This is a genomic window from Cupriavidus oxalaticus (assembly GCF_016894385.1).
GTDB lineage: Bacteria > Pseudomonadota > Gammaproteobacteria > Burkholderiales > Burkholderiaceae > Cupriavidus > Cupriavidus oxalaticus.
Map to the genome: position 1 here is coordinate 1040776 of NZ_CP069811.1, position 26120 is coordinate 1066895.

The following is a 26120-nucleotide window of genomic DNA, read 5'->3' on the forward strand; positions in this document are numbered from 1 at the left end:
GCCATCAGAGCAGATAAACGAGGAGACGACACCATGAACCTGCCCACCCCATTCCGGCGCCGACGCCAGGCGGTCTGCGCGGCCATCGCACTTGCCTTCCTGGCTGCGCAGTCCGGCTACGGACATGCGGAAAGCACTTACCCCGACAAGCCGGTGCGGCTGGTGGTGGCTTACGCCGCCGGCGGCCTGACAGACATTCTCGCGCGAGCACTGGCACAGGGGCTGAGCCAGCGCCTTGGGCAGCCTGTCGTGGTCGAGAACAGGAGCGGCGCGGGCGGCATCATCGGTACCAGCATGGTCGCGAAGGCGCCGGCAGACGGCTACACCTTGCTGCTTTCCACGCCCGCCCCGATCACGGCCAATATCGCGCTCTACAAGAACCTGCCTTACGATCCGCGAACCGATCTGCGCCCGGTCTCTGACATCGCCATGGCGCGCACGGTGCTGGCTGTCAATCCGTCCGTGCCCGCGAAGACCGTGGCCGAGCTGATTGCCTACGGCAAGAAAAGCCCAGGCAAGCTGCGCATGGGTTCATGGGGGCCGGGCACGGTACCCCATACAATCCAGACGTATATGGCAAAGACCTATGGCATTGACATCCTGCACGTGCCATACAAGGGTGAAAGTCCGATGACCACGGACCTGCTGGCCGGACAGATCAACGTCACCGTGGGTACCGTCACCACGCTGCAGCCGTACTTCGCAAGCGGCAAGCTACGCCCACTCGCCGTGACAGGGCCGCATCGGGCGAAGCGTTTGCCGAACGTTCCGACGTTCGCCGAGGCGGGCTATGCCGATCCGGCATATCAGGTGGTGTCACCAATGACGCTCCTCGCGCCGGCCAAGACGCCGCAGGCGATAGTTGACCGGCTCGGTAAGGAAGTCTCAAAACTCGTCAACAGCGAACCCTTGAATGCGCAGATTGAAGGTATGGGGGCGGAGCCGATCGGGAACTTGCCCAATCAGGCCGACGCTACTTACAAGGCGTTGTTGCCAGTGGTGCTGAAGCTGACGGCCGATACTGGCGTCACCCTGGACTGAGAAACGCAGCCTCGCCGCCAGCGGCTTGCCGCTGGCGGGGACGTGTTGGACCTCCTGTGACGTAGAAGAACGGATATGGAAGCTATCGAATGTATGAATCTTCCCCTGGAAGGGGTACGGGTGCTCGACCTGTCGCGTGTATTTGCCGGGCCCCTGTGCGGCCAGGTGCTCGCCGATTTTGGAGCGGAAGTAATCAAGGTCGAACACCCCGGTCGCGGCGACGATACGCGGGACTGGGGCATGCGCGTGGGCGAGACTGAGACGACCTACTACAACAGCATGAATCGAAACAAGCGGTCGGTCACTCTGGATCTGCAAAGCCCCGATGGGCTGAAGATCGTCCACGACTTGCTGCCGCAATGCGACGTAGTTATCCATAATTTCAAGACCGGCGGTGCTGAGAAGCTGGGGCTCGGCTACGCGCAGCTCAAGGCGATCAAGCCGGACCTGATCTACTGTGCGGTGTCGGGTTACGATACCAGCGGTCCCGAAGCTGCCCGGCCAGGCTACGACCTTGTGATTCAGGCGGAAGCCGGCCTGATGGCATTGAATGGCGAGGCGACCCAGTCGCCGCTTAAGTTTGGCGTGGCGGTGGTGGACCTGATGACGGGCATGTACGCGGCCCAGGCGGTGCTAGCTGCCCTGTTCCGGCGCGAGCGCACCGGCAACGGCCAGATGATTGAGATGGCGCTGTATGACTGTGGGGTGATGGTCACGGGGTATTACGGTCTCGACGCGATGTTGCTCGGGCGTGACCCCGCGCGCTTTGGCAATGCGCATCCTTCGATCGTGCCGTATGGCATGTTCGATGCCGCCGATGCGCCGCTGATCATAGCCGTGGGCAACAACTCTCAGTTCGAGAAATTCTGCCGGCAGGTCGTGGAGCGCCCGGACATCGTCGAGGATCCGCGCTACGCCACCAACGTAGAGCGGGCAAGGAACCGCGAGACCCTGACACCGCTGATCGTCGATGTGATTCGCGGCTTCCCCCGTGAAGTGCTGCTGGAACGCATGTCCGCCTGCGGTATTCCATGCGGCAAGGTGGCGGGATTGCATGAAGCACTGACCAGCGAACGCACGCGCCGTGGCGAGCTGCTGCGCGAGATGCCGCATCCTGTGGCGGGGAACACGTACGTGTTCGCGCCGCCGTATCGGCTCGACGGCCAACGCCTGCCGATCCGGTACGCCCCGCCGACACTGGGCGAGAGCACCCGGGCGATGCTGCAGCAGCTGCTGGAATTGAGCGAGGCGCAACTGCGAGCCTTGCAGGCGCGCGGTGTGCTGACCTTGCCGGATACTGCCTCGCAAGCCTGAGCGCCGATGCTGGCCACGGTCGCGCGGTAGGCTGTCATTGAAAAGCCGACCTGTCGGACCATCGCGCGCACGCTGATCCCTTTCAGGCCGGTCAACGCGGATCATTCCATGCTCCCCGGCTTACCGTGCGGACCGGCCCCGTGGGCGATGGTCATCAAAAGCGTGCGCTCCTGCCCGTCATTCCTAAAGTACGGACATCGGGCAACAGCAATCTTCTATCGGCAAGCCTCGTCGTGCCGAAGTCCGCTATCAGTTAGGTAAGCGACGGTTGTATAACTCGGTTCGGCCGGAACCTACGTCGGTAGCTGGCCGACAACGGTCCTCCATGGCACGCCGAACCTCGGCGCTGGATCCGCCTGGGCCGGCTTCTTATCGCTCTTGCGACGACAGCCGCCATGTCGGAGTGCCGTCGTCGAAGCTATCGAACCGCTCCCGGATCGCGTCGGCCACAATGCTTGGATCGCAAGTGGCGGCATTCGGAACGCATGCCCGAATGAGATCTTCGACGTCAAGTCGTTCCGCCCGAACCCGCCAGGCATCGCGGTTGCGGGCGAGGATAGTTAGGTGCTGGTCGCGGATCGGGATGTAACGCATGGCGAGGACACGGAATGGAGTCCCGTATTGACGGCCACTTCGCCGACTTCTTGAGCCACGCCCAGTGAGCAAAGGGGCGAACTCAGCTACAGATCACGGCTCAGCGTCGGCGAGAACTGCACGGCGGTCCAGCTAATTCCGGATTTCCAGTCCAGCAAACTGATCTGTAGTCCAGCTAATTCCGGTTTCCTACACAAACACCCGCACTTAACCGGTCAATGAGACTGACCAATCGGAAACGAATTTTGACATAGCAGGCCGCGCTTGCGCATTTCTACGTCTGCAGTTCGAGCGCGAGCTGGGTGGGTCTCCGTCATCGGATTTCTTGGTGGTCTAACGAAGAGCGGCGCATGGTGTGAAGGTTCTCACTGGAGGCTCCGGCCCTCTCCCCCGGGCCCCTCTCCCGCAAGCGGGAGAGGGGAGCAAACAGGCGGGCGCGGCGATAGCGCCAAGCGAGCGCAGCGACGCGTTCCGTGCCAGAGCTCCTGACCTGAGATGCCAGGGGGGACATACAGCACCTGGTGGCCAGGGAGCTGGTGGATCTGAGTCCGATGCTGGGGAGGTTGATGGTGGGGAGTCGGGATTTTCATTGATTACCGGCTTTCCCCGTTGTCGCTACGAAAATCCGGCGGGCTGACGCCACCGGTTTCAGCCAATCAGTCAGCATTTCCTTGTCCGCTTGAATTCCATACAGTGGAATTCGAGGGGTGTGGAATCGCCTGGCAAGGCCTAAGCTGTCTCCAACAAAGAAACAAACGCGCCCGGTGCACAAAGCCTGGTGGCCGCGGTGTTCCGACTTGTTCCAGGAGACAAACATGCATCCGTTCTGCACCGGATTGTTCCGCCGGCTTGCCAAGGCAGCCATCCCGTTCCTCATGGCCGCGGCAGCGCCGTTGCCGGCGCTTGCAGCCTTCCCCGACAAGCCGATCCGCATGGTGGTGCCGTTCGCCCCCGGCGGCGGTACCGACCACCTGGCGCGGGCGATGGGCATCACCATGGGCGAGGACCTGGGCCAGCCAGTCATTGTCGACAACAAGCCGGGCGGCAGCACCATCATCGGCACCGATGCGGTAGCCAAGAGCGCGCCCGACGGCTACACGCTGGTGATGGCGACGATCGCCCACGCGGTCAATCCGAGCCTGCACAGGAAGCTGCCGTTCGATACGGACAAGGCATTCGCGCCCGTCATGCTGGTGGGCCGCTCCCCCAATGTGCTGGTGGTGAAGCCGGACAGCCCCATCAAGACCGTGCAGGACTTGATCGCAGCCGCCAGGGCCAGGCCCGGCAAGCTCAATTACGCCTCGCAAGGCGCCGGCACTTCGGCGCACCTGGCCGGCGAGCTGTTCAAGAAGATGGCCAGGGTCGATATCAACCACATTCCTTATCGTGGCGGCGGCCCGGCGATCACGGACCTGCTCGGCGGGCAGGTCGATGTGATGTTCGCCACGGCAGCCGCGGTCGCGCCGCACCTGGAGAGCGGCAAGCTGCGTGCGGTGGCGGTCACGACCGCGCAGCGCTCGCAGGCGCCGGCGCTGAGCAAGGTGCCGACGATCGCGGAAAGCGGCGTGCCCGACTATGCGGCGGATAGCTGGTATGGCCTGTTCGTGCCGGCCGGCACGCCGGCTGCGGTGATCACGCGGCTGAACGCCGCGGCGAAGAAGGCCGTGCATGCCGAGGCGTTCCGCAAGCGCGCCGAGCAGGAGGGACTTGCCATCGGTGGCGGCACGCCGGACGAGTTCGGCGGCTACGTCAAGGCCGAGAGCCAGCGCTGGAGCCAGGTCATCAAGGCCGCCAACATCACGGCCGACTGAACGCGCCACCTGCAAGAACACAGAACGGATACACGGAACCGGACAGGACCATGGACCACTATTCCCTGATTGAACTGAAGATTGAATCCGGCATCGCGCTGCTCGCCTTCAACCGCCCCGACAAGCGCAATGCCATGAGCGACGACATGCGTTCGGAATTCATCGACGCGCTGGAGCGCGTGGCGGCGGACAAGGCCATCCGCGCCCTGGTGCTCACCGGCAACGGCAAGGGCTTCTGCGCCGGCGGCGACGTGGCCGGCATGCAGCGCCGCATGGAAGCGCCGCAGGGTGAGGTGGGCTTCAATGGCTGGAGCCGCCAGCAGCGCGTCCATCACACCGTCAGGCTGCTCCACACCATGCCCAAGCCCACCATCGCCGCGGTCAACGGTGCCGCGGCCGGTCTGGGTGCCGATACCGCGCTGTGCTGCGATTTCGTGCTGGCGTCCGAATCGGCGTCGTTCTCGTGGTCCTATATCCACCGGGGCCTGATTCCGGACGGTGGCGGCATGTATTTCCTGCCGCGCCGGGTGGGGCTGTCGGCAGCGAAGGAACTGGTCTTCACGGGCCGCAAGGTCGAGGCGCAGGAAGCGAAGGCGCTTGGCATCGCCGACCGCCTGAGCAAGCCCGAGGCGCTGATCGACGATGCGCTGGGCTGGGCGGCGGAACTGAGCCAGGGCTCGGCCACCGCGATCGCGCTGGGCAAGAGCATCATGAACCAGTCCTTCGAACTGCCCGCCGACCAGGTCTTTGCCCAGGGCAGCCAGGCGCAGGGCATCTGCTACACCAGCACCGCGCATCGCGACTCCGTGCTGGCTTTCCTGAACAAGACCGCCAGCAAGGCCTGACCCCATGAATGCGATCCAACGACTTGTCACACCGCGCAGCGTTGCCGTGATCGGCGCCTCCGCCGATCCCGCCAAGACTGCCGGCCGCCCGGTTTCCTACCTGCGCAAGCATGGCTTCAGCGGGGCGATCTACCCCGTCAACCCCAAGGTCGAGTCGATCGACGGGCTGCGTTGCTATCCCGACATTGCCTCGCTGCCCGAAGTGCCGGACGTGGGCATCGTGCTGCTGGGCGCCGAGCGTGCCCACCTGGCGGTGCGCGACCTGGCGGCGCGCGGCGCGGGCGCGGCCATCGTGCTGGCGAGCGGCTATACCGAGACCGGCGCCGAGGGCGCGCGGCGCCAGGCCGAACTGGTCGAGGCGGCCGGCGGCATGCGCCTGCTGGGGCCCAATACCATCGGCCTGGTCAACCTGACCGACAACATCCCGCTGTCAGCGAGCGGCGCGCTGGAGATGGACCAGTTCCCGGCCGGCAGCATCGGCGTGGTGTCGCAAAGCGGCGGCATCCTCGGCGCCTTGCTGTCGCGTGCCGCGGCGCGCGGCATCGGCCTGTCCAAGCTGGTTTCGACCAGCAATGAAGTCGACCTCGACCTGGCCGACTTTATCGACTACCTGGCCGATGACGAGGCCACCCGCGTGATCGCGCTGTATGTCGAGAGCGTGCGCAACCCGGAAGCGTTCCGCCGCGCGGCGCTGAAGGCGGCGCGCGCCGGCAAGCCGGTGGTGGCGTTCAAGATCGGCCGTTCCGAGAGCGGCGCGCGCGCCGCCGTGTCACATACCGGCGCGCTGGCCGGTGCCGACCGCATGTACGACGCGCTGTTCGAACAGGTCGGCGTGATGCGCGCGCAGACCTTCTCCGACCTGCTCGACATGCCCGCCGCCCTGGCTACCGGGCGCAAGCTGACGGGCAACCGCGTTGCGATCCTGACCTCGACCGGCGGCGCCGGCACGCTGGTCTCCGACAGCCTGGGCGTGGCCGGCTTCGAGACGCCGGCGCCGGACGATGCCACCGCGGCGAAGCTGCGCGCGCTGCAGAAGGGCGACCATGCGGCGCTCGACCGCAATCCGATCGACGTGACCCTTGCCGGGCTGCAGCCTGATCTGTTGCGTGCCGCGATCCGCATCCTGCTCGATAGCCCGGGCTATGACGCGGTGGCGGTGATCGTGGGCTCGTCCGGCCTGGCCATGCCGGACCTGATGGCCAATGCCATCCGCGACTGCCTGCCCGACAGCGACAAACCGGTGATTGCGTACGTGAGCCCGCATGCGCCGGAAGTCGCATCGCTGCTCAATCGTCGTGGCGTGCCGGCGTTTTCCGCGCCGGAGGCCTGCACGGTGGCGTTCGGCGCGATGCTGCATGCGGGCAATGTCAGCGCGGTCGACGAAGCCGGCAGCCCCGCGCTGCCGTTGCCGGATCTCGCCGCCTTTGGCACCGGCTCGATCGACGAAGCCGCCGCCAAGACCTTGTTCGCCAGTTTCGGTGTCCCGGTTGCCAGGGAGGCTGTCGTGGCAGATGGCGACGAGGCGGTGGCGGCCGCGCAAGCCTTCAGCGGCAACGTCGTGCTCAAGATCCTGTCGGCCCAGATCACCCACAAGAGCGATGTCGGCGGCGTGGCCGTCAACGTCCCGCCTGCGGAGGTGGCAAGCCGGCTGGCGAGGATGGCAAGCGACGTGGGCTCGGCCACGGGGGTCGCGCCGCACCGCTTCCTGGTGCAGGAAATGGTCGCGGGCGGTGTCGAGGTGATCCTTGGCATGCACCGCGACGCGCTCGGCACCGCGATCATGCTCGGCATGGGCGGCGTGACCGCGGAGCTGTTCGGCGATACCACGCTGCGGCTGCTGCCCGGCGAGCGCGGGCTGACCCGTGAGGCCGCGCTGGCAATGATCGCTCGCCTGAAGACGGCCCCGCTGCTGCAGGGCTTCCGTGGCCGGCCCAAGGCCGATATCGAGGCGCTGGCCGACGCGATCGTTGCCTTCTCCCGCATGGTCGCCACGCTCGGCGACCGGCTGGTGGAGGCGGAGATCAATCCGCTGTTCGTCCTGCCCCAGGGGCAAGGCGTGGTGGCCGCCGATGGCGTGGCGGTGCTGGCCGGCAACGGCAAGGCCTGACAAGGGCTACGGTATGATTGCCTGTCATGCCAAACAGCTTCGCCAACACCGAACGCATCAAGCCAGGCCAGGGCAAGGCGACACCCAATCGCTCGCTCGAACGGGGCATCGCCGTGCTGCGCGCCTTCCGGGCCGGCTCATCCGTGCTCGGCAACAGTGAAATTGCCGAGCGCACCGGCTTGTCCCGTTCCACGGTCAGCCGCCTGACACAGTCGTTGATCGAGACCGGCATGCTCGAGTACATTCCGCAATTCCGGGCCTACCGGCTCGGTGTGCCGGTCCTCAGCATGGCGCATGCCATGCGCGACAGCTCGCAGGTCCTCCAGGTCGCGACGCCGTTGATGGTGGCGCTTGCCATGCGGCACAAGATCAATGTCGGACTGGCGGCCGCCGACGCGGACGAGATGGTCTACCTTGAGTCGTTCCGCTACAACCGGCGCCAGTCCTTGCGCACGGTGGTAAGTGGCCAGCGCATCCCGATGGCGCTGACTTCCCTTGGCCGCGCGCACCTCGCCACGCTGGCGCCGGAGGCTTTCAACGCGATGATGGCGTCGATGGCCGAGAAGCACCGGCGCCGCGGCTGGAGCGAACTACGGCGGGAAATCGAAGCCGCGGTCTCTTCCGTGCACGAGAAGGGCTACTGCGTTGCCTCATGGCAACCGCAAGTCGTGGCCATGGCCACGCCAATGCGCTTTGACGCCTATGGCGTCCATGTGCTGAACGTCAGCGTATCCACGCAGCAGGATGCGGGTGTGGTTGAGGGAGCGCTGGCCCAGCCCCTGATGGAGCTTGCAAAGGCGATACAGGAGCGGCTGTCGCAGGCGCAATAGAAGGCACACCATTGCCTCAGCGCGCTTTTGAACCGTACCCCCAACGCGCTTTCTGGTGACTCTTTGTCGCTCGGACAAAGCGTTACAACCCACATACCGGCCGGGCGTCAGTCCAGCAGCCTGTCGGGCGTCAGCGGCAGGTCGCGCACACGCCGCCCGGTCGCGTGGTACACCGCATTGGCAATGGCGGCGGCAACCCCCACGATGCCGATCTCGCCGATGCCCTTGGTGCCGAGCGCGTTGATATGCGGGTCGTGCCCGTCCAGCATGTCGACCTCGATCTCGCCCACGTCGGCGCTGACCGGCACATGGTATTCGGCGAGGTTGGCATTGGCCACGCGGCCGGTGGCGAGGTCCAGGTCGCTTTTCTCGTGCAGTGCCATGCCGATGCCCCAGACGATGCCGCCCACCAGCTGGCTATGCGCGGTCTTGCGGTTCAGCACGCGGCCCACGTCGTAGCAGCCGAGCACGCGATGCACGCGGACCTCGCCCAGGTCGGGATCGACATGCACCTCGGCAAAGACGGCGCCGAAGGCATGCATCGCGTATTGCTCGCGCTCGTCGCCCGGCTCGGCGCTGGCGTGGGCCTCGACCGGCTGGCCGCCGGCGCGCGTGATGGCGGCGCCGACCGGCTCCCGGCGCGACGGGTCGCTGCGCAGCCGCAGCCAGCCGTCCACGACCTCCACGTCATCCGGGCGAGCGCCGGACAACGGCGAGGCGCGGTCGGCCACGGCCAGCGCCACCAGCTTGCCGCGCGCGGCGGCGCAGGCCTGCTGCACCGCCGGCGCGACGCTGGCAGCCGATTGCGATCCGCCCGAGACCGGCGCCTCGGGGAAATCCGTATCGCCCAGTTCAAAGCGCACGCGCTCCAGCGGCAGGCCGAGCGCGTCGGCAGCCACCTGTGTCATCACGGTATAGGTGCCGGTGCCGAGGTCCTGCGAGCCGCTGCGCACCAGCGCGGTCCCGTCCGGCAGGATGCGCGCCATGGCGCTCGCGCCCGAGCGGTTGGCAGGGTAGGTGGCGGTGGCCATGCCCAGGCCCACCAGCTTGCCGCCGGCCTGCATCGAACGCGGTTTCGGATCGCGGCGCGGCCAGTCAAAGCGCTCGGCCGCCACGCGATAGCATTCGCGCAGCGACTTGCTGGAGAAGGGCTTCTGCTCGTGCGGATCGGCATCCGCGTAGTTGCGCAGGCGCAACTCGACCGGATCGATGCCGAGCCGATCCGCCAGCTCATCCAGCGCGCACTCCAGTGCAAAGCTCCCCGGCGCCTCGCCCGGCGCGCGCATGAAGGTCATGGTGCCGACCTGCAGCCGTGCCACGCGGTGGCTGGTTTGCAGGTTGGGACATGCGTAGAGCGAGCGCGTCAGCACCGCGCAGGTCTCAAGCCATTCCTCGAGCTGCGCGCTGCTGACGACGACATCGTGGCGCATCGCCTGCAGGCGGCCATCGCTGCCGCTGGCGGCGACCACATGCTGCTCGGTGACGGGCCGCGCGCCCACCGGCCCGAACATCTGCACGCGCTCGATCACCAGCTTGACCGGCCTGCCGGCCGCGCGCGCCGCCATGGCCGCCAGCACCACGTGCGACCACATCGAACCCTTGCAGCCGAAGCCGCCGCCGACGAAGGGACAGCGCACGCGCACCTTGCCGGGCGGGATGCCGAACGTGGCCGCTACCGCCTTGCGCACGCCGCTGACGTACTGGGTGGAGTCGTACAGCGTCAGGCCGTCGCCGTCCCAGGCGGCGATGGTGGCGTGCGGCTCCATCGGGTTGTGGTGCTCCATCGGCGTGGTGTAGACCTCGTCGACGGTCGTGCTCGCAGCATGCAGCGCGACATCGACATCGCCGCGATGGCTGTCGGCCTGGCCGGCGTCTTCGCCCTGCGGCTTGCCGGCATGCACGCTCGCCTGCGCGAAGTCCAGCACGGCCGGCTGCTCGCGATAGCGGACCACCAGCCGCGCCGCCGCAGCGCGCGCCTGCTCCAGCGTATCGGCCACGACCACGGCGACGGGCTGGTTGTTGTAGTGCACCGCGCGGTCCTGCAGCAGCGTCATCACGTGGCCGGCGGTCGGCGTATCGGCTCCGGCCTTGCCGCCCTTGGGCAGTTTCGGCGCGTTGAAGGGTGTCATCACCAGCCGCACGCCGGGCAACTGCTCGCACGCGGCGCTGTCGATCGATTCCACCTTGCCATGCGCGATGGTGCTGGTGACCATCACCGCGTGGACCAGTCCCGGCAGGACATGGTCGGCGGTGTAGCGTGCGCGGCCGGTGACCTTGAGCGCGCCGTCGGTGCGGTCGATGGGGGCTCCGGTAACGCTCATTGCCATGCTCCTTCAAGCGCCTTGCGGGCGGGCCGCCACCTGCAGCGCGCGCACCACGGCGCGTTGCGCCAGCCCGACCTTGAAGGCGTTGTGCTCATAGGACCGGGCGCCATCGAGCAGCAGGCGGGCGGCTTCGGCAGCGCTGTGCGCGCTCAGCGGCCGGCCGGTCAGCGCCTGCTCGGCGGCGGGCACGCGCCAGGGCTTGTGTGCCACGCCGCCCAGCGCCAGCCGCGCGCTGCGCACGGTATGGCCGGAAAACTCGAGCGCCGCGGCCACAGAGACCAGCGCGAAGGCGAAACTGGCCCGGTCGCGCACCTTCAGGTAGTGCGCGTGGGCAGCGTAGGGCGAGGACGGCAGCTCCAGCGCCACGACCAGTTCGCCGGGCGCCAGCGTGGTGTCGATCTCGGGCTTGTCTTCCGGCAAGCGATGGAAGTCGGCGATCCGGATGCGGCGCTCGCCGCCGGGCGCGCGCACGACGATGACGGCCTCCAGCGCGGCCAGCGCCACGCACATGTCGGACGGATGCACGGCGATGCAATGCTCGCTGGCGCCAAGGATCGCGTGCATGCGGTTGATGCCGTCGCGCGCACCGCAGCCCGAGCCGGGCTTGCGCTTGTTGCAGGCCGGGAAGCCCGTGTCGTAGAAGTAGTGGCAGCGTGTGCGTTGCAGCAGGTTGCCGCCGACGGTCGCCATATTGCGCAACTGCCCGGAGGCGCCGGACAGCAGCGCCTGTGCCAGCAGCGGATAACGTTCGCGCACCAGGCGCTGGTTGGCCGCGTCGGTGTTGGTCAGCATCGCGCCGATGCGCAGGCCGCCGTCCGGCAGCGCCTCGACCTGCGCCAGCGGCAGGCGGCTCACGTCGACCAGCCGTTGCGGCGCCTCGACGCCCGCCTTGACCAGGTCGATCAGGTTGGTGCCGCCGCCGATATAGCGCGCGCCCGGCTGGCTGCCCAGCCGCAGCGCTTCGTCGATGGTGTCGGGCCGCACGTAGGAGAATGGCTGCATGCCGCCGCCTCAGCGCTTGCCTTGCCTGCCGCCGACCTCGCGGAGCGCGGCGACGATCTTGGGATAGGCGCCGCAGCGGCACAGGTTGCCGCTCATGCGCTCGCGGATCTCTTCGTCGCCAAGCGGCAGCGTGGGCGCCGCCAGCGGCTGCACCGCGCTGGCCTCGCCGGCGCGCGCCTCGGCCAGCATGCCGACGGCCGAGCAGATCTGCCCCGGCGTGCAGAAGCCGCACTGCAGTGCGTCATGCGCGACAAAGGCCGCCTGCACCGGGTGCAGCGCATCGCCGTCGGACAGGCCTTCGATGGTGGTGAGGTCACGGCCCTCCTGCATCACGGCCAGCGTCAGGCAGGACTGGATGCGCCGCCCGTTGCTGAGGACCGTGCAGGCGCCGCACTGGCCGCGGTCGCAGCCTTTCTTGGTGCCGGTCAGGTGCATCACTTCGCGCAGCGCGTCGAGCAAGGTGGTGCGGGGCTCGAGTTGCAGGGTGTGGGACTGGCCGTTGATCCTGAGGGTGACGGGTCGTGCGGCATTGCCTGCGGGCGCGGTGGCATCGCGCCGGGAGGGCTCCTTGTGTTCGGACATTGCGCTGGCCTCTTGTGGACTGGGCGGCACCATGGGATGGCGTCGTGCCTGATAGTGCAGCAAGAAGGGCAGCAAATTCGGTGCCCGGCGGCGGGGCAGGCCTGCACCGGCAGTGGCGGCGAAGCGGTGCCGCCGCGCACGTCATAACTCCACGGGGGCTTGTAGAAATTACGCTCGCGCCAGCCGGCCGGCAAAAAGAAAAGCGGCGCACGATGGCGCCGCTCCTGGCATTGTCAGCGGGGCGGGAAAGCCTTAGCCCTTCAGCACGCTGCCGATGGCCTTCGCCACGATCCCCACGTTGCGCTCGTTCAGGCCGGCCACGCACATGCGGCCCGAGCGCAGCAGGTAGACACCATGCTGCTCGCGCAGGCGCTCGGCCTGGTCGGCGGTGAGGCCGGTGTAGGTGAACATGCCGCGCTGTGTCAGGTAGCGCGACAGCGCCTCGCCGCTGACATGGTCGCGCAGGTTGTGGTGGATCGCTTCACGCATGCGCGCAATGCGGCCGCACATCTGCGCCAGTTCTTCTTCCCACAGCTGGCGCAGCTCGGGCGTGGCCAGCACCTTGGCCACCACGCGCGCGCCGTGCGTCGGCGGGTTGCTGTAGTTGGCGCGCACCGCGCCGGTCAGCTGGCCCAGCACATTGGCGGCTTCGCCGGCGCTGTTGCAGAACACGCTCAGGCCGCCGCAGCGCTCGCCGTACAGCGAGAAGTTCTTCGAGAACGAATTGGCCACCAGGCAAGGCACGTCCTGCGCCACCAGCTCGCGGATGGCGAAGGCGTCGTCTTCCAGGCCGGCGCCGAAGCCCTGGTAGGCCATGTCGACGAACGGCAGCAGGTTGTTGGCCTTGATCAGCGCGATCAGCTGGCGCCACTGGTCCTGGTTCAGGTCCACGCCGGTCGGGTTGTGGCAGCAGGCGTGCAGCAGCACGATGCTTTGCGCGGGAATGGCGCGCAGCGCGTCCATCATCGCGTCGAACTTCAGGCCGCCGGTGGCGTCGTCGTAGTACGGGTAGGTGTTGACCGTAAAGCCCGCGCGCTCGAACACCACGCGGTGGTTCTCCCAGCTCGGGTCGCTGATCCACACCTGCGACTGCGGGTAGTAGCGCTTGAGGAAGTCCGCGCCCACGCGCAGCGCGCCGGAGCCGCCCAGCGTCTGCAGCGTGGCGATGCGGCCGGCGGCGCGCGCCGGGGAGTCTTCGCCGAACACCAGCGCCTGCACCGCGCTGCGGTAGCCCGCCAGGCCCGACATCGGCAGGTAGGGGCGCGGACCCATGTCGGCCAGCAGCGCGGCCTCGGCCCTGGCGACGGCCTGCATCACCGGCAGGCGGCCGTCATCGTCAAAATAGATGCCGATGCTCAGGTTGACCTTGTCGGTGCGGGGATCTTTCTGGAAGTCCTCGTTGAGCGAGAGGATCGGGTCGCCGGGGAAGGCTTCGATGTGTGCGAACATGGGATGCGATGGAATCAGGTCGGAGGGGGCTGCTGCGTGGCGTAGGCAGGCGCCGGGCACCGCGCAGCAAGGATTCTAACCGGCGGCGCCCGCAGGGTGCGGGCGCCGCACTGGCCGGTCAGCGCAGCTGCTGGGCGGCGACGCCGTCCTGCAGCGGGGCGGCCGCGTTTTTCTGGCGCACCAGGTAGCTGACGGCAAGGACCACCAGCCACACCGGGATCAGGTAGACCGAGAGGCGCAGGCCTTCGGTCAGGTACATCACCACCAGGATGCCGGCCAGGAACACCAGGCACAGGTAGTTGGTCAGCGGATAGCCCCAGCTCTGGAACTTCGTGGCCTGGCCGGCACGGCGCTTGTCGGCACGGAACTTCAGGTGGATCAGGCTGATCATGGCCCAGTTGATGATCAGGGCCGACACCACCAGGCCCATCAGCATCTCGAAGGCCTTGCCCGGCATGAAGTAGTTGATCACCACGCAGGCCGCGGTGGCCAGCGCCGAGAGGCCAAGTGCCGCCAGCGGGATGCCGCGCTGGTTGACCTTGAGCAGCGCCTTGGGCGCATTGCCCTGCTGGGCCAGGCCGTACAGCATGCGGCTGTTGCAGTACACGCCGCTGTTGTAGACCGACAGCGCCGCGGTCAGCACTACCACGTTCAGCACGTTGGCGACCCAGTTGCTGTTCAGCGCATGGAAGATCAGCACGAACGGGCTGCCGCCGGTGACGACGTTCTCCCACGGGTACAGCGACAGCAGCACCGCCAGCGCGCCCACATAGAAGATCAGGATACGGTAGATCACCTGGTTGGTGGCCTTGGGGATGGTCTTCTCGGGCGAATCCGCTTCCGCCGCGGTGATGCCCACCAGCTCCAGCCCGCCGAACGAGAACATGATCACCGCCATGGCCATCACCAGGCCGCCCAGGCCGTTGGGGAAGAAGCCGCCGTGCTGCCACAGGTTGGCCACGCTGGCCTGCGGGCCGGCAGTGCCGGACATCAGCAGGTAGCCGCCGAAGCCGATCATGCCGATGATCGCCGCGACCTTGATGATCGAGAACCAGAATTCCATCTCGCCGAAGGACTTCACGCTCGACAGGTTGATCGCGTTGATCACCAGGAAGAACACCAGCGCCGAGACCCAGGTCGGGATTTCCGGCCACCAGTACTGCACATAGATGCCGACTGCCGACAGTTCGGCCATGCTCACCAGGATGTACAGCACCCAGTAGTTCCAGCCGGAGAGAAAGCCGGCGAAGTGGCCGCAGTATTTGTCGGCGAAATAGCTGAAGGAACCGGCGACGGGCTCGTCCACCACCATCTCGCCGAGCTGGCGCATGATGAAGAACGCCACGATGCCGGCGATCGCGTAGCCCAGCAGGACCGATGGCCCCGCCATCTTGATGGTCTGGGCGATGCCCAGGAAAAGGCCGGTGCCGATGGCGCCGCCCAGCGCGATCAGCTGGATATGCCGGTTCTTCAGGCCACGCTTGAGCGTGCCGTCATTGCTGCTTGCATGCATTCAGTTGTTTCCTCTACCCATTCTCATGGAATGCGGGCCCGCGCCTCTGGCTGTTTGGAGTCGGACGCTTGGGCCGGGGGGACGCCACCGCCCGCGCGGCAGGGTGGCTGCCGCGTGAGAGGTCTGCTTGCCGGAACCGGCTGGTGCCCGTGACAGGCGGCCGGTCAGGGACGGCCGATGCCGGTCAGGCCTCGACCTTGAGCGTGCCGCGCTCGATCTGGTCGCGTTCCAGCGACTCGAACAGCGCCTTGAAGTTGCCTTCGCCGAAGCCTTCGTCGCCGCGGCGCTGGATGAACTCGAAGAACACCGGGCCCAGCGCGGTCTTGGAGAAGATCTGCAGCAGCAGGCGGGGCTTGCCGCCTTCCGTGGTGCCGTCCAGCAGGATGCCGCGCGACTTCAGTTGCTCGACGGGCTGGCCGTGGCCGGGCAGGCGCGTGTCCAGCGCTTCGTAGTAGTAGTCGTTCGGCGCGGTCATCAGCGGCACGCCTGCCAGTTGCAGGCGGTCGATGACCTCGATCAGGTTGTCGGTCAGGAAGGCGATGTGCTGGATGCCCTCGCCATTGAAGGCCATCAGGAACTCTTCGATCTGGCCGGCGCCCTTGGACGATTCCTCGTTCAGCGGAATGCGGATTTTACCATCCGGCGCGGTCATGGCCTTGGAGGTCAGGCCGGTGTACTCGCCCTGGATGTCGAAATAGCGGATTTCGCGGAAGTTGAACAGCTTTTCGTAGAAATTGGCCCAGTAAGCCATGCGGCCACGGTAGACGTTGTGCGTCAGGTGGTCGATCAGCTTGAGGCCGTGGCCGACCGGGTGGCGGTCGACGCCCTCGATGAACTCGAAGTCGATGTCATAGATCGACTTGCCTTCCTCGAAGCGGTCGATCAGGTACAGCGGCGCACCGCCGATGCCCTTGATCGCGGGCAGGCGCAGCTCCATCGGGCCGGTCGGGATTTCCACCGGTTGCGCGCCCAGTTCCAGCGCGCGGGCGTAGGCCTTGTGCGAATCCTTGACGCGGAACGCCATGCCGCAGGCGCTCGGGCCGTGCTCGGCGGCAAAGTAGGCGGCGTGGCTGTGCGGCTCGCGGTTGACGATGAAGTTCACCTCGCCCTGGCGGTACAGCACCACGTCCTTGGAGCGGTGCTTTGCCACCAGCGTGAAGCCCATCTGCTCGAACAGCGGCTCGAGCACATTCGGGGTGGGCGAGGCGAATTCCACGAATTCGAAGCCCATCAGTTGCATCGGGTTGTCAAACAGGTCGGCCATGGCTTTCTCACTAAGGGGAAACTAAGGGGAAGTTAAGTGATTGGATCGGTGCGGCGCCGGCAGAGTGCCGTCGGGCAGGGCGGGCGCGCACTGGAGATCGGGATTCCGGTTCAGCGCTCCGCGCCATCGGCGCTGGCGCCTGGCGTGCCAGGCAGGGAAGGCAGGTTCGTGGTCATGGGGGCGTTCAGAACCGGTGAATCGGGAAATATTATTGCAGTGGCGGCGTTGCCCGGATCGGCTGGCGCCACCGCCAGTCATTGCTGGCCAGCCCGGTTGCGGTGCTGGTTTTACGTCGCTGGCTTGGCATGCAGTGTATATTCTGCCCAGCAAAATTGGATTTCGTTAGCCACGCAGGGAAACCCTAGCTTATGAAATAAAATTGCTTGAAAATTTGAAATAAGGAAATCAAAGTGCAAACGATCGAGCTGGACCGTACCGATCGCCGCCTGCTGGCGGTCTTGCAGGAGCGCGCGCGCGCCTCGAACCTGGAGCTGGCCGAGGCCATTGCGCTGTCTCCGGCACAAACGCTGCGGCGCCACCGCCGCCTGGAAGAGGCCGGGCTGGTCAAGCGCTACGAAGCGCGGCTGGATGCCGCCGCGCTCGGCCTGGGCGTGGTTGCCTTCATCCACGTGACGATGGAGCGCGGGCATATCCGCGAGCTGTCCAACTTCAAGCGGCTGGTGGCGGAACTGGCACAGATCCAGGAGTGCTTTTCCGTGACCGGCGATATCGACTACGTGCTGAAGGTGGTCGCCAAGGATCTGAAGGCGTTGTCTGACTTCCTGCTCGATACGCTGATGCGCATCCCGGGGGTCAGTGCGGTCAAGTCCAGCGTCTGCCTGGACGAGATCAAATGCACCAGCGCGGTGCCGGTGGAAGCCTGAAACCCAGACATCGCGCGCCGGGGTTCCCCGGGGTTCCCGTTACTCCGGAACGGTGTCGACCCGGTCGCACGCCACGTTCATCGCGCGGCAAACGGCGCACCAGGCGGGGCATGAGCCGGGCTTGCCGGCGTCGGGCGCATGCGTGGCGGGCGAATCGGATGGCGCCGCATGGACCGTTATCACCGGCCGCGGCGGCGGGTGGCCACTGCCGCAGGCGCGTGCCACCGCTTCGTCCAGGGCCCGCAGACTCACGGGCTTGACGATCACCGCATTCATGCCGGCAGCCAGCGCAGCGGCGTGATCTTCCGCCACGGCGCTGGCGGTGCAGCCGACGATCGGCACATCGCGGACCGCGTCATCGCGCGCCCGCACCGCGCGTGTGAACGCCAGGCCGTCCATCACCGGCATCGCGCAGTCGCAGACGACGACATCGAAGACGGCGCCATCCAGCCTGGCCAGCCCGTCGCGGCCGTCCTGCGCGGTGGCCACATGGTGGCCCAGGTACTCCAGCTGGCGCTGCAGCAGCAGGCGGTTGGGCGCATGGTCGTCGATCACCAGGATGCGCGCATGGCAGCGCGCGCAGCCCGGCATCGGCACGGGCTGTGCCGGCGCGGCAGCGACGGCGTCGGCCAACGCCAGCGGCAGCGACACCGTCACGCGCGTGCCCTGGCCCGGCTGGCTGGCCAACGCAATCTGTCCGCCCATCGCGTTGGCCAGCCGCTTGCAGATCGCCAGGCCGAGCCCGGTGCCGCCTGCGTGCGAACGCGACTGGCCATGCACCTGAGAGAACGGCTCGAACAGGCACGCCTGCGCCGCCGGTTGTATGCCGATGCCCGTATCGGTAACGGTCAGCGTCACGCCTTGCCTGCCGTCCCCGGCCGGCTCGGCTTCGAGCTGGATATGAATCGTCCCGCGGTCGGTAAAGCGCACGGCGTTGGACACCAGGTTGCCCAGGATTTGCCGGAAGCGCAGGCCGTCGACCTGGTGCAGCGGCGCGACGCCGGCGCCGGTTTCGCTGGTCAGCGTCAGTCCCTTCTGCTCGGCCACGGGACCAAAGATCAGCAACGTGTCGTTGACCAGCGCCGACAGCGATGCCGGCGCCGGGTGGATGCTGAACTTGCCGGCCTCCATCTTTGACAAGTCGAGGATGTCGTCGATCAGTGCCAGCAGGCCGAGCGCCGCCTGATGCGCGGTTACCAGCTGCAGGCGTTCGTGGCCAGGTAGCTGGCATTGCGCCAGCGTCAGCTCCAGCATGCCGGTGATCGCGTTCATCGGCGTGCGGATCTCGTGGCTGACCGAAGCCAGGAAGGTGGACTTGGCGCGGTTGGCGGCTTCCGCGTCGGCCTTGGCTTGCGCCAGTTCGGCCAGCATGTCGTGGCGCTCGGTCAGGTCGACGCAGCCGCCCGCGAGGCCCTTGACCCTGCCGTCGGCGCCGCGCAGCGGGGTAATCCAGTTGAGCACATGATGGCTGCGCCCCCCGAGCCGCAGGCAACGGTCCTTGCGCAGCGGCTCGCCCTCGTCGAGGACCTTGCGGTAGTCGCGTGCCAGTTCGGCCATGTCGGTAACGATGGGATGCGCCTGGCCCGGCGCATCGAGCGGCTGGCCGCGCAGCAGATCGCGCGGGGCGCCGACGAGTTCCTCGTAGCTGCGGTTGCAGGTGATGAGCCGCAGTGAGGCATCGCGCAGGTAGACTGGCTGCGGGATGCCGTCCAGCAGCGCCGACTGGATCGCTACGTGGTCCTTCAGCGCGCTCTCGGCGGCGCGGCGCCGGCGCACCTCGCGGTGGAGGACTGCGATCCATGCCAGCAGGCATGCACTGAGGCCGCAGAGCAGCATCGCGGCCCAGCCGTACACGCGTTCATAGGCAAGCGGTGCGGCGTGCAGGGGCGCCATGGCCTGGCCCATGGCGCCGGTCGAAAAGGCCAACAGGAGCATCGCGGCCCAACGATGCAACCCGGCATTTGCGTGGCGGCGGTGCGATGGGGCGAGGGATGCGGTGCGGGCGGATTCCGAACGGACCGGCAAACAGGATAGGCAGGATAGGCAGGAAAGGCGGGGCAAGTCGGAGCAAGGCGAACCAGGAAAATGCGGCTGGTATTCACTCTATGAGCCAGGCTGCACCACCTCATTCAGACACCTCCGAAAATGCATGTGGAAATTTCCGAATCGAATGGCGACAGTGCCTCACGCGCTGCCATTGGCGGGCCTGCAGCGCAAGTTTCAGCCCGCGCCCTCGCCGATGGAATGCATGTCGGGCGAGTCCGCTGCACATTGCAAGGGTGACTGCGGCGCTATGATTCGGCCTTGCCGGTCGCGATGCATACGCGCTCTGTTAATGCTGCATTGCTTGTGGTCGAAACACGTGCCGACCAGGGACAAATAGGACAGCGATTTACCTGTTGTTCACCAAGATGGGAAGATTCGCGGCACGTCTCGGAAACTTCATGTGTATTTGTGAGCAAATGCTGAGCACAATGCTGCAACGCCTGACTGCGTGCTCCTTCACGCGGGCACAAGAAGTTTGCTATGGAGTGAATGCAGTGGCCACTATCCTGATCGTCGACGATCACCCGCCCGTGCGAGTCGTCCTCAAGACCCACTTGTCCCAGGTGCTGGGCGTCACCCATGTACTGGAAGCGGACAACGGCCAGGCTGCCGTGGAAATCGTGCGGCAGTATGCCCCCGACGTGGTGATCCTCGACCTCGACATACCGAAGATCAATGGCCTGGATGTGATCCCCCGCCTCAAGGCCGTGCATCCGGGCGTGCGTATCCTGGTGATCTCCGGCCAGGACCAGGATACCTTCGCCCCGCGGGCGCGCCAGGCGGGCGCCCATGGCTTCGTGAGCAAGACCCAGGAACTGTCGGAGATCGTGCGTTGCGCCGAATCGGTGCTGGCAGGCTACACGGTGATGCCCGAACTAGAGCGCGGCAAATCCGAGTTCGGCGATGAGGCATTGCGCCTGGCCAGCCTGTCGGACAAGGAGCTGATTATCATGCAAATGCTGGCCAAGGGCATGAGCAACAAGGAGATCGGGGAAGTCCTGTTTATTTCCAATAAGACCGTCAGCACCCACAAGACGCGGATCATGGAAAAGCTCGGCGCGCGCTCGATTGTGGATGTCATCGATTTTGCGCGGCGCCACCATATTGCGATCGGCTAGCATGGCGAACCTGATTTCCTTCACATTGCCCGGGAAGGCGCTGCCATGACCGGCGCGCTGCTGTTTGCAGCCCTGCATGACGGACGGTGGGCGGCCAGCCTGGCGCCGCTGCTGCAGCGGCTGGGGTTTGCACCGCACGTGGCCGCGCCGGCTTCGGCGCTTGCGCCGGCATCGGCCGGCAAGGTCGGGCTGGTCATCGCCGGGCCCGGCACGCCCGTGCCGCCAACGTTGCTGGAAGGCTGGCATGCCGCCGGCGCGCTATGCGCGGTCGCGGTGCCGCCCGGAAAACACTCGGACCATGGTGCCTTCGTGGCCCGTTTGCCGGCGCCGACAACCGAGGCGGCGCTTCTTGCCATGCTGGCCGAGCGCCATTACATCGCGCTGCCAGCGCATGAGGCGGCTGCGATCCCCGCTGCGATTGCCGCGCAGACCCTTGGCGACGCGGGCTTCGCGGCCGAATTGCTGCAGGCGCTGGTGACGTCGGCGCAGGCCGACCTGGCGCAGCTGCGCGCCGCCGGCACCGAACTGGAGACGTGCGGCAGCATCGCTCACCGGATGAAATCGTCTGCGCATTACGTCGGCTGCAACGCGTTGCGCGTGCTGGCACAACGCATGGAGGACGCCGCCCGCAGCGGCGATGCCGGCACGGTGGCGGCATTGCGCGCGGTCTTCGAGCCGAGCTGCGCGCGGCTGATTGGATTATTGACGGCGCTGGCGGCCAGGACATAACGCCTGGCCAATTGGCGCGATTATCAGGCACGGTGATTTACCGGATTGGCGCAAGCGCGCCGCTTGATTATGCTGGATTAACGGCGGCTGGTTATCCTGAATCTCCGGTAATGAATGCTGCCGATTCATTCGGTGCGGGCATGGATGGATGTTGGCGCGGCAATGCCGGCCAGATTTTTCCTGCCCCGGCGCCGCCATTTTCCGGGAACGGGTCATGAACCATGCGTTGGCGGCATTGCCGGAATCGGCCTTCTATTTCCATCTTGCTGCGCTGGCGCTGCTGCTGCTGTCGTTCTTTTCCGGCCGCGCCATCTTGCAGGTGCTGGCCACGCGCGAGGGGCGCCGCGAACGGGCGCAGCGCCTGGTGCGCGTTGCAATTGGCCGGCTGGCCGCGCTCGGCGCCATCTGGACGGCGATCGTCTACGGGCACGGCGCATGGGAGCGCGCCGGTGCCCACAACTGCCGGCACCTGCCGGCGGTCGATGCCGCTGCACGCTATGCCGCAGAATACTGCTACCTGCGCCATGACCGGCTGCTGCTGCGCGTCTATGGAGAGGCGCGTGGTGAAGCGCATGGGGCGGGGCGCGAGCCTTTGCTGGCCCACCGCACCATCACCAGCGCCGGTCCGGTCCACGTGAGCTGGGACGGCCAGGCGCTGGTTTACGCCTCTCCGGCTGGGGGCGCGCAAGGGCGGCTGGCGCTGCCACCCACCTGGCGCGACCGGTTGCTGGCGCGGCTGCCCTGAAGCCACCGGCTCGCCGGGCTGTCAGTGCGGGGCGGCCGCCGGAATATCGGTGCTGCAGCTGGGCGACGCGTCGTCGTGCGAGTGCACGTGCAGCGCGCCCGGGACATGGCGGCTCTCCAGACCCTTGCCCTGCAGCCATTGGGCGGTGGTGGCGGCGGCGCGGTCGATCAGTTCGCCGCAGCGCGTGTAGTCGTAGGGCGAGATATCGAGCGGGCACAGCGGCGGCACCACGCTGATATATGCCCGGTCGGCAAAGTGCTGCAGGTCATGCACCAGCTGGCGCGCCACCAGCAGCGAGAGCGCATTGAAGGCATGCTCCAGCGCGCCGCGCGGCGCCCGGCGCTCGGCGCAGGTGAAGCCCGCGGGCAGCACGATCACGCGGGTGGCGCCGAGGGCGACCGCGGTGGAGACCGGGGTATTGTTGGCCACGCCGCCGTCGATCAGCGTGCGGCCCTCGAACTGCACCGGCGGGAACACGCCGGGAATGGCGGCGCTGGCCAGCACCGCATCGACGATGTTGCCGTGGGAGAGCAGCACCTCGTCGCCGCTGTTCATGTCGGTCGCGACCACGTGGAGCGGCAGGTCGGCCGCTTCCAGCCGGCGCGAGCCGAAATTACGCGCCAGCAACGCGCGCAGGCCCGCCGACTCGACCAGGTGTCCGCGGCTGCGCCCGACCATGCCGAACACGCTGCGCCAGCCCCACGGCATGATGTCGGCGCGGCGGATGCCGCGCCACAGCTGGTCCAGGCGGCCAGCGCCGGCAACGCCGGGATTGCAGGCGAAATAGGCCCCGTTGATCGCGCCCGCCGAGGCGCCGATGACGATGTCGGGCGTCACGCCCCATGCCACCAGCTCGCGCAGCATGCCGACCTGGATTGCGCCGAGGCTGCCGCCGCCGGCAAATACGAAGGCTGTCTTGTCCATGGCTGTGTTGATGGCGCGGCGCGTCCGCGCCGTCTCCTCTTGCATGTCGGCTCGCGTGTCCCGACCCTAGCAAAGCATAGGCGACACCGCGCCGGCTGGGCAGGATGGTGCCCCGGAACTCCGGTCCGGCCACGTCGGCATTTCGTGTCTTGCTTAATAATGCAATTAACCGCCAGAAGTTTTCGACAACTTCAAACAAGGCTGCCAGCGGGAGGGGGCGCTGGCAGTACCATGGCTGCGGCGGCGCAGCGCGGGCTGCGGGAAGTACCGGGTGCGTGCGTTATTCCAGGAATTCGTCGGGAGCAATCCCAAGCTGGCTGGCCATATGCTCGACCAGCGCCTGCAGGCGGACGACCTTCTCCGACAGCGCCTGGTGTTCCGCGCGCAGTTGTGCAAGTTCGGCGGCAGTCCCCGCACCCCCTTCGGCACTGCCCTGGCCGCCGCCGTAAGCCGTCTCCTGCGCGGCTTCCAGTCCCGCATCGCCGCTCAGCAGGTGCATCCAGCGGTGCTCGCGCGCGCCGGGCGCGCGCGCCAGCCGCACCACGAAGGGCGGTTCGCGCTCCGCCAGTTCCTCCAGGAACCCCTCCACCGACGAAATATCGGCAAACGCGTGCAGGCGCGCCGTGTTCAGGCGCAGCTCCGCCGCGGTCTGCGGCCCGCGCAGCAGCAGCATCGCCAGCAGCGCGACCGACTGGCTTGGCACGCCGAGCCCGCGCTGCATATTGTGCTCGAAGCGCGGCACGCGGCTGCTGCTGCCTTCGAAGACCAGGCTCAGGTGCTTGAGCCCGTCGATGGCGTCGAGGATCTCGGGCTCGCTCACGTTCATGACGGGGGCGCGGGCGGTCTTCTGGTTGCAGCCGGAGGCGAGGGCGTTGAGCGACAGCGGATAGGTGTCGGGGACGGTGTGCTGTTTTTCCACCAGCACGCCGAGCACGCGGCCTTCCACGGCGGACAGGGGCCGCGGCGCGGGGCGGGCGGGGCGTTCGCCAGGCTGGCTGGCGTCGGAGACGGAATCGGGTTGCATCAAGACTCTGGGTTGGACTCGGGCGGCGCCTGCCGGCCTGGCAGCGCGCTCCCATTCAAGCGCAAGGCAGCGCCAGGCGCAACTATGCCATGACGAGGCCGCCGCGCCGCTGATTGCGGCCGGTTCGTCCCTCGCATTCTGCGGCGCGCCGTCTACTATCGATAGGCCGCGCCGCCGCCGGCTGCGCGCGCACCGACCACAGGAGGGGCCGACATGGCGATTTCGCAGGCGGAAGCGATGGCAACGGGCGCCACTGATGGCGACGCTGGCAGCGCGGGCGCAACGCCTGACGGCGGCGGCCTGGACGCGCCGTACTCCACGCTGGAGTCGCGCTGGCACCAGATGTTTCCGCAGCTTGGCGCCGAAGACATGGCACGGGTGCAGCGCTTCGGTACACCGCAGCACTGGCGCGCCGGCGAGAAACTGTTCTCGATCGGCCAGGCCGGCCGCGGCATGTACCTCGTCACCAGCGGCTGCGTGCGCATCGTGCGCCGCGACGGGCTGGGCCGCGAACACACGATCACCGAACAGGGGCCCGGCCACTTCCTGGCCGAGGTGGGCACGCTCAGCGGCCGGCCGGCGCTGGTCGACGGCGTCGCCGTGACCGACACCGACGGCTACGCGATCACGCCCGAGCGCCTGCGCGCGTTGCTGGTGGCCGAGGCCGAGCTGGGCGAGCGCATCATGCGCGCGCTGATCCTGCGCCGGGTCGGCCTGATCGAGTTCGGCAGCGGCCCGGTGTTGGTCGGCCACGGCACCGAGCCGCTGCTGCTGGCGCTGCAGGCATTCCTGCGGCGCAACGGCTACCCGCATACCGTGATCGACATGGACGTGGACGGCGACTGCTCGCTGCTGCTCGAGTACGCCCACGCGCCCGCGAGCGACTTCCCGCTGGTGATCTGCCCCGATGGCCGCGTGCTGCGCGCGCCGGACGAGGGCCAGCTGGCGTCATGCCTGGGCTTGTTGCCGGAGTTCGACCCGGACCATGTCTATGACGTGATCGTGGTGGGCGCGGGACCGGCCGGCCTGGCGACGGCAGTGTATGCGGCGTCCGAAGGGCTGTCGGTCGCGGTGATCGACTGTCGCTCGCCCGGTGGCCAGGCCGGCGCCAGCGCGCGTATCGAGAACTACCTGGGCTTTCCCACGGGCATATCCGGGCAGGCGCTGGCCGGACGCGCCTTCGTGCAGGCGCTGAAGTTCGGCGCGCATATCGCCATTCCGCTGGAGGTCAAGGCCCTGCATTGCGGCACCGACCCGATCCGGCTGGAGCTTGTCGACGGACGCATGATTCCGACCCATACCGTGGTGATCGCCACCGGCGCGCAATACCGCCGGCCCGGCATTGCGTCGCTGGAGCGCTTCGAGGGGCGTGGCGTGTACTACTGGGCCTCGCCGGTGGAAGCCAAGCTGTGCCGCAACGAGCCCGCGATGCTGGTCGGCGGTGGCAACTCGGCGGGACAGGCGGCGGTCTACCTGGCGTCTAACGCCGCGCACGTGCATATGCTGGTGCGTGGGCCCGGGCTGGCCGCGACCATGTCGCGCTACCTGATCGACCGCATCGGTTCGCTGCCCAATGTCACGCTGCATCCCCATGCGCACATCACCGCGCTGGCGGGCAACGGCTGGCTGTCGCGGGTGCGCTACGATGCGCCCGGCGAAAGCCCGACGCCGGTGGAAATGGACGTGCGCCACCTGTTCCTGTTCATCGGCGCGGACCCCAATGCGAGCTGGCTGCGCACCTGCCATGTGGAAGTCGACGGCAAGGGCTTTGTGCGCACCGGAGGCGGCGAACTAGGCTGCGCGGCGGCGGTGCCCTATCCGCTGCAGACCAGCGTGCCGGGGGTCTTCGCCATCGGCGATGTGCGCTCGGGCTCGACCAAGCGTGTCGCGGCGGCGGTGGGCGAGGGCGCCGCGGTGGTGGCGCAGATCCACGACTACCTGGCGAAGGTCCAGCTGGCGGCGGCACGATAGCGC

20 protein-coding genes and 1 pseudogene are annotated in these 26120 nt (G+C 67.3%); 12 read left to right on the top strand and 9 right to left on the bottom strand.

Annotation, left to right across the window (positions count from 1 at the left end; genetic code table 11):
- Nucleotides 1-33 precede the first annotated feature (33 nt).
- From JTE92_RS04665 to JTE92_RS04690, 7 genes and pseudogenes are all read left to right on the top strand, one after another.
- Entirely contained in the window at nt 34-1041 is a 1008-nt protein-coding gene (locus JTE92_RS04665; protein WP_063240386.1) for a Bug family tripartite tricarboxylate transporter substrate binding protein, read from the top strand.
- 75 nt (nt 1042-1116) lie between these two features.
- Entirely contained in the window at nt 1117-2355 is a 1239-nt protein-coding gene (locus JTE92_RS04670) for a CaiB/BaiF CoA transferase family protein (RefSeq protein ID WP_063240385.1), read from the top strand.
- Between the two features lie 1094 nt (nt 2356-3449).
- A pseudogene (locus tag JTE92_RS30760) lies at nt 3450-3542 on the top strand (error-prone DNA polymerase); the annotation flags it as partial.
- A gap of 222 nt (nt 3543-3764) precedes the next feature.
- A complete protein-coding gene (locus JTE92_RS04675) occupies nt 3765-4760 on the top strand; it encodes a tripartite tricarboxylate transporter substrate binding protein (RefSeq protein WP_063240384.1) in 996 nt (331 codons plus the stop codon).
- Between the two features lie 50 nt (nt 4761-4810).
- Nucleotides 4811-5605: an enoyl-CoA hydratase/isomerase family protein gene (locus JTE92_RS04680; RefSeq protein ID WP_063240383.1), complete on the top strand. Its 795-nt coding sequence runs from the start codon at nt 4811-4813 to the stop codon at nt 5603-5605.
- 4 nt (nt 5606-5609) lie between these two features.
- Entirely contained in the window at nt 5610-7712 is a 2103-nt protein-coding gene (locus JTE92_RS04685) for an acetate--CoA ligase family protein (protein ID WP_063240382.1), read from the top strand.
- 26 nt (nt 7713-7738) lie between these two features.
- Nucleotides 7739-8542 carry an IclR family transcriptional regulator gene (locus JTE92_RS04690; RefSeq protein ID WP_063240381.1) on the top strand — a complete coding sequence of 268 codons (804 nt, stop codon included), beginning with the start codon at nt 7739-7741 and terminating at the stop codon, nt 8540-8542.
- Nucleotides 8543-8649: 107 nt separating this feature from the next.
- Here JTE92_RS04690 and JTE92_RS04695 read toward each other — a convergent pair whose 3' ends face one another.
- The 6 genes from JTE92_RS04695 to hppD all read right to left on the bottom strand — a co-directional run bounded on the left by JTE92_RS04695 (nt 8650) and on the right by hppD (nt 16676).
- Complete coding sequence (locus JTE92_RS04695; protein ID WP_063240380.1) at nt 8650-10863, bottom strand: xanthine dehydrogenase family protein molybdopterin-binding subunit; 2214 nt, start codon at nt 10861-10863, stop codon at nt 8650-8652.
- A 12-nt stretch (nt 10864-10875) separates the two neighbouring features.
- Nucleotides 10876-11868 carry an FAD binding domain-containing protein gene (locus JTE92_RS04700; RefSeq protein ID WP_063240379.1) on the bottom strand — a complete coding sequence of 331 codons (993 nt, stop codon included), beginning with the start codon at nt 11866-11868 and terminating at the stop codon, nt 10876-10878.
- A gap of 9 nt (nt 11869-11877) precedes the next feature.
- Complete coding sequence (locus JTE92_RS04705) at nt 11878-12513, bottom strand: (2Fe-2S)-binding protein (protein ID WP_371136902.1); 636 nt, start codon at nt 12511-12513, stop codon at nt 11878-11880.
- Nucleotides 12514-12702: 189 nt separating this feature from the next.
- Entirely contained in the window at nt 12703-13899 is a 1197-nt protein-coding gene (locus tag JTE92_RS04710) for an amino acid aminotransferase (protein WP_063240377.1), read from the bottom strand.
- Between the two features lie 118 nt (nt 13900-14017).
- On the bottom strand, nt 14018-15412 hold the full coding sequence (locus JTE92_RS04715; RefSeq protein WP_063240376.1) for an amino acid permease: 1395 nt from the start codon (nt 15410-15412) through the stop codon (nt 14018-14020).
- Nucleotides 15413-15596: 184 nt separating this feature from the next.
- Nucleotides 15597-16676 (bottom strand): 4-hydroxyphenylpyruvate dioxygenase, encoded by a 1080-nt coding sequence (gene hppD, locus JTE92_RS04720; RefSeq protein WP_010812427.1) that lies wholly within the window; start codon nt 16674-16676, stop codon nt 15597-15599.
- A gap of 410 nt (nt 16677-17086) precedes the next feature.
- Here hppD and JTE92_RS04725 point away from each other — a divergent pair, with 410 nt between their 5' ends.
- Nucleotides 17087-17560 carry an Lrp/AsnC family transcriptional regulator gene (locus JTE92_RS04725; protein ID WP_063240375.1) on the top strand — a complete coding sequence of 158 codons (474 nt, stop codon included), beginning with the start codon at nt 17087-17089 and terminating at the stop codon, nt 17558-17560.
- A 39-nt stretch (nt 17561-17599) separates the two neighbouring features.
- Here JTE92_RS04725 and JTE92_RS04730 read toward each other — a convergent pair whose 3' ends face one another.
- Nucleotides 17600-19495, bottom strand: coding sequence for a PAS domain-containing sensor histidine kinase (locus JTE92_RS04730; protein WP_371136903.1), 1896 nt, complete (start codon nt 19493-19495; stop codon nt 17600-17602).
- Nucleotides 19496-20100: 605 nt separating this feature from the next.
- On the opposite strand from JTE92_RS04730, the gene JTE92_RS04735 reads away from it, so the two are divergent.
- The 3 genes from JTE92_RS04735 to JTE92_RS04745 all read left to right on the top strand — a co-directional run bounded on the left by JTE92_RS04735 (nt 20101) and on the right by JTE92_RS04745 (nt 22198).
- On the top strand, nt 20101-20724 hold the full coding sequence (locus JTE92_RS04735) for a response regulator transcription factor (protein ID WP_063240374.1): 624 nt from the start codon (nt 20101-20103) through the stop codon (nt 20722-20724).
- Between the two features lie 45 nt (nt 20725-20769).
- Complete coding sequence (locus JTE92_RS04740) at nt 20770-21453, top strand: Hpt domain-containing protein (protein ID WP_063240373.1); 684 nt, start codon at nt 20770-20772, stop codon at nt 21451-21453.
- A 214-nt stretch (nt 21454-21667) separates the two neighbouring features.
- Complete coding sequence (locus JTE92_RS04745) at nt 21668-22198, top strand: hypothetical protein (protein WP_063240372.1); 531 nt, start codon at nt 21668-21670, stop codon at nt 22196-22198.
- A 21-nt stretch (nt 22199-22219) separates the two neighbouring features.
- On the opposite strand, the gene JTE92_RS04750 is transcribed toward JTE92_RS04745, so the two are convergent.
- Nucleotides 22220-23122, bottom strand: coding sequence for a patatin-like phospholipase family protein (locus JTE92_RS04750; RefSeq protein ID WP_063240371.1), 903 nt, complete (start codon nt 23120-23122; stop codon nt 22220-22222).
- A 280-nt stretch (nt 23123-23402) separates the two neighbouring features.
- Entirely contained in the window at nt 23403-24146 is a 744-nt protein-coding gene (locus tag JTE92_RS04755) for a YceH family protein (RefSeq protein WP_063240370.1), read from the bottom strand.
- Between the two features lie 213 nt (nt 24147-24359).
- Between JTE92_RS04755 and JTE92_RS04760 the strand changes: the two genes are divergently transcribed.
- Entirely contained in the window at nt 24360-26117 is a 1758-nt protein-coding gene (locus JTE92_RS04760) for an FAD-dependent oxidoreductase (RefSeq protein ID WP_063240369.1), read from the top strand.
- Nucleotides 26118-26120 lie beyond the last annotated feature (3 nt).

Bases quoted from the DNA above. Each gene is read 5' to 3' on its own strand.
- JTE92_RS04670 (WP_063240385.1), top strand. From the start codon at position 1,117: ATGGAAGCTATCGAATGTATGAATCTTCCCCTGGAAGGGGTACGGGTG.
- JTE92_RS04675 (WP_063240384.1), top strand. From the start codon at position 3,765: ATGCATCCGTTCTGCACCGGATTGTTCCGCCGGCTTGCCAAGGCAGCC.
- JTE92_RS04700 (WP_063240379.1), bottom strand. From the start codon at position 11,868: ATGCAGCCATTCTCCTACGTGCGGCCCGACACCATCGACGAAGCGCTG.
- JTE92_RS04665 (WP_063240386.1), top strand. From the start codon at position 34: ATGAACCTGCCCACCCCATTCCGGCGCCGACGCCAGGCGGTCTGCGCG.
- JTE92_RS04690 (WP_063240381.1), top strand. From the start codon at position 7,739: ATGCCAAACAGCTTCGCCAACACCGAACGCATCAAGCCAGGCCAGGGC.
- JTE92_RS04760 (WP_063240369.1), top strand. From the start codon at position 24,360: ATGGCGATTTCGCAGGCGGAAGCGATGGCAACGGGCGCCACTGATGGC.
- JTE92_RS04695 (WP_063240380.1), bottom strand. From the start codon at position 10,863: ATGAGCGTTACCGGAGCCCCCATCGACCGCACCGACGGCGCGCTCAAG.
- JTE92_RS04715 (WP_063240376.1), bottom strand. From the start codon at position 15,412: ATGCATGCAAGCAGCAATGACGGCACGCTCAAGCGTGGCCTGAAGAAC.
- JTE92_RS04710 (WP_063240377.1), bottom strand. From the start codon at position 13,899: ATGTTCGCACACATCGAAGCCTTCCCCGGCGACCCGATCCTCTCGCTC.
- JTE92_RS04685 (WP_063240382.1), top strand. From the start codon at position 5,610: ATGAATGCGATCCAACGACTTGTCACACCGCGCAGCGTTGCCGTGATC.
- JTE92_RS04680 (WP_063240383.1), top strand. From the start codon at position 4,811: ATGGACCACTATTCCCTGATTGAACTGAAGATTGAATCCGGCATCGCG.
- JTE92_RS04730 (WP_371136903.1), bottom strand. From the start codon at position 19,495: ATGCTCCTGTTGGCCTTTTCGACCGGCGCCATGGGCCAGGCCATGGCG.
- JTE92_RS04755 (WP_063240370.1), bottom strand. From the start codon at position 24,146: ATGCAACCCGATTCCGTCTCCGACGCCAGCCAGCCTGGCGAACGCCCC.
- JTE92_RS04750 (WP_063240371.1), bottom strand. From the start codon at position 23,122: ATGGACAAGACAGCCTTCGTATTTGCCGGCGGCGGCAGCCTCGGCGCA.
- JTE92_RS04745 (WP_063240372.1), top strand. From the start codon at position 21,668: ATGAACCATGCGTTGGCGGCATTGCCGGAATCGGCCTTCTATTTCCAT.
- hppD (WP_010812427.1), bottom strand. From the start codon at position 16,676: ATGGCCGACCTGTTTGACAACCCGATGCAACTGATGGGCTTCGAATTC.
- JTE92_RS04740 (WP_063240373.1), top strand. From the start codon at position 20,770: ATGACCGGCGCGCTGCTGTTTGCAGCCCTGCATGACGGACGGTGGGCG.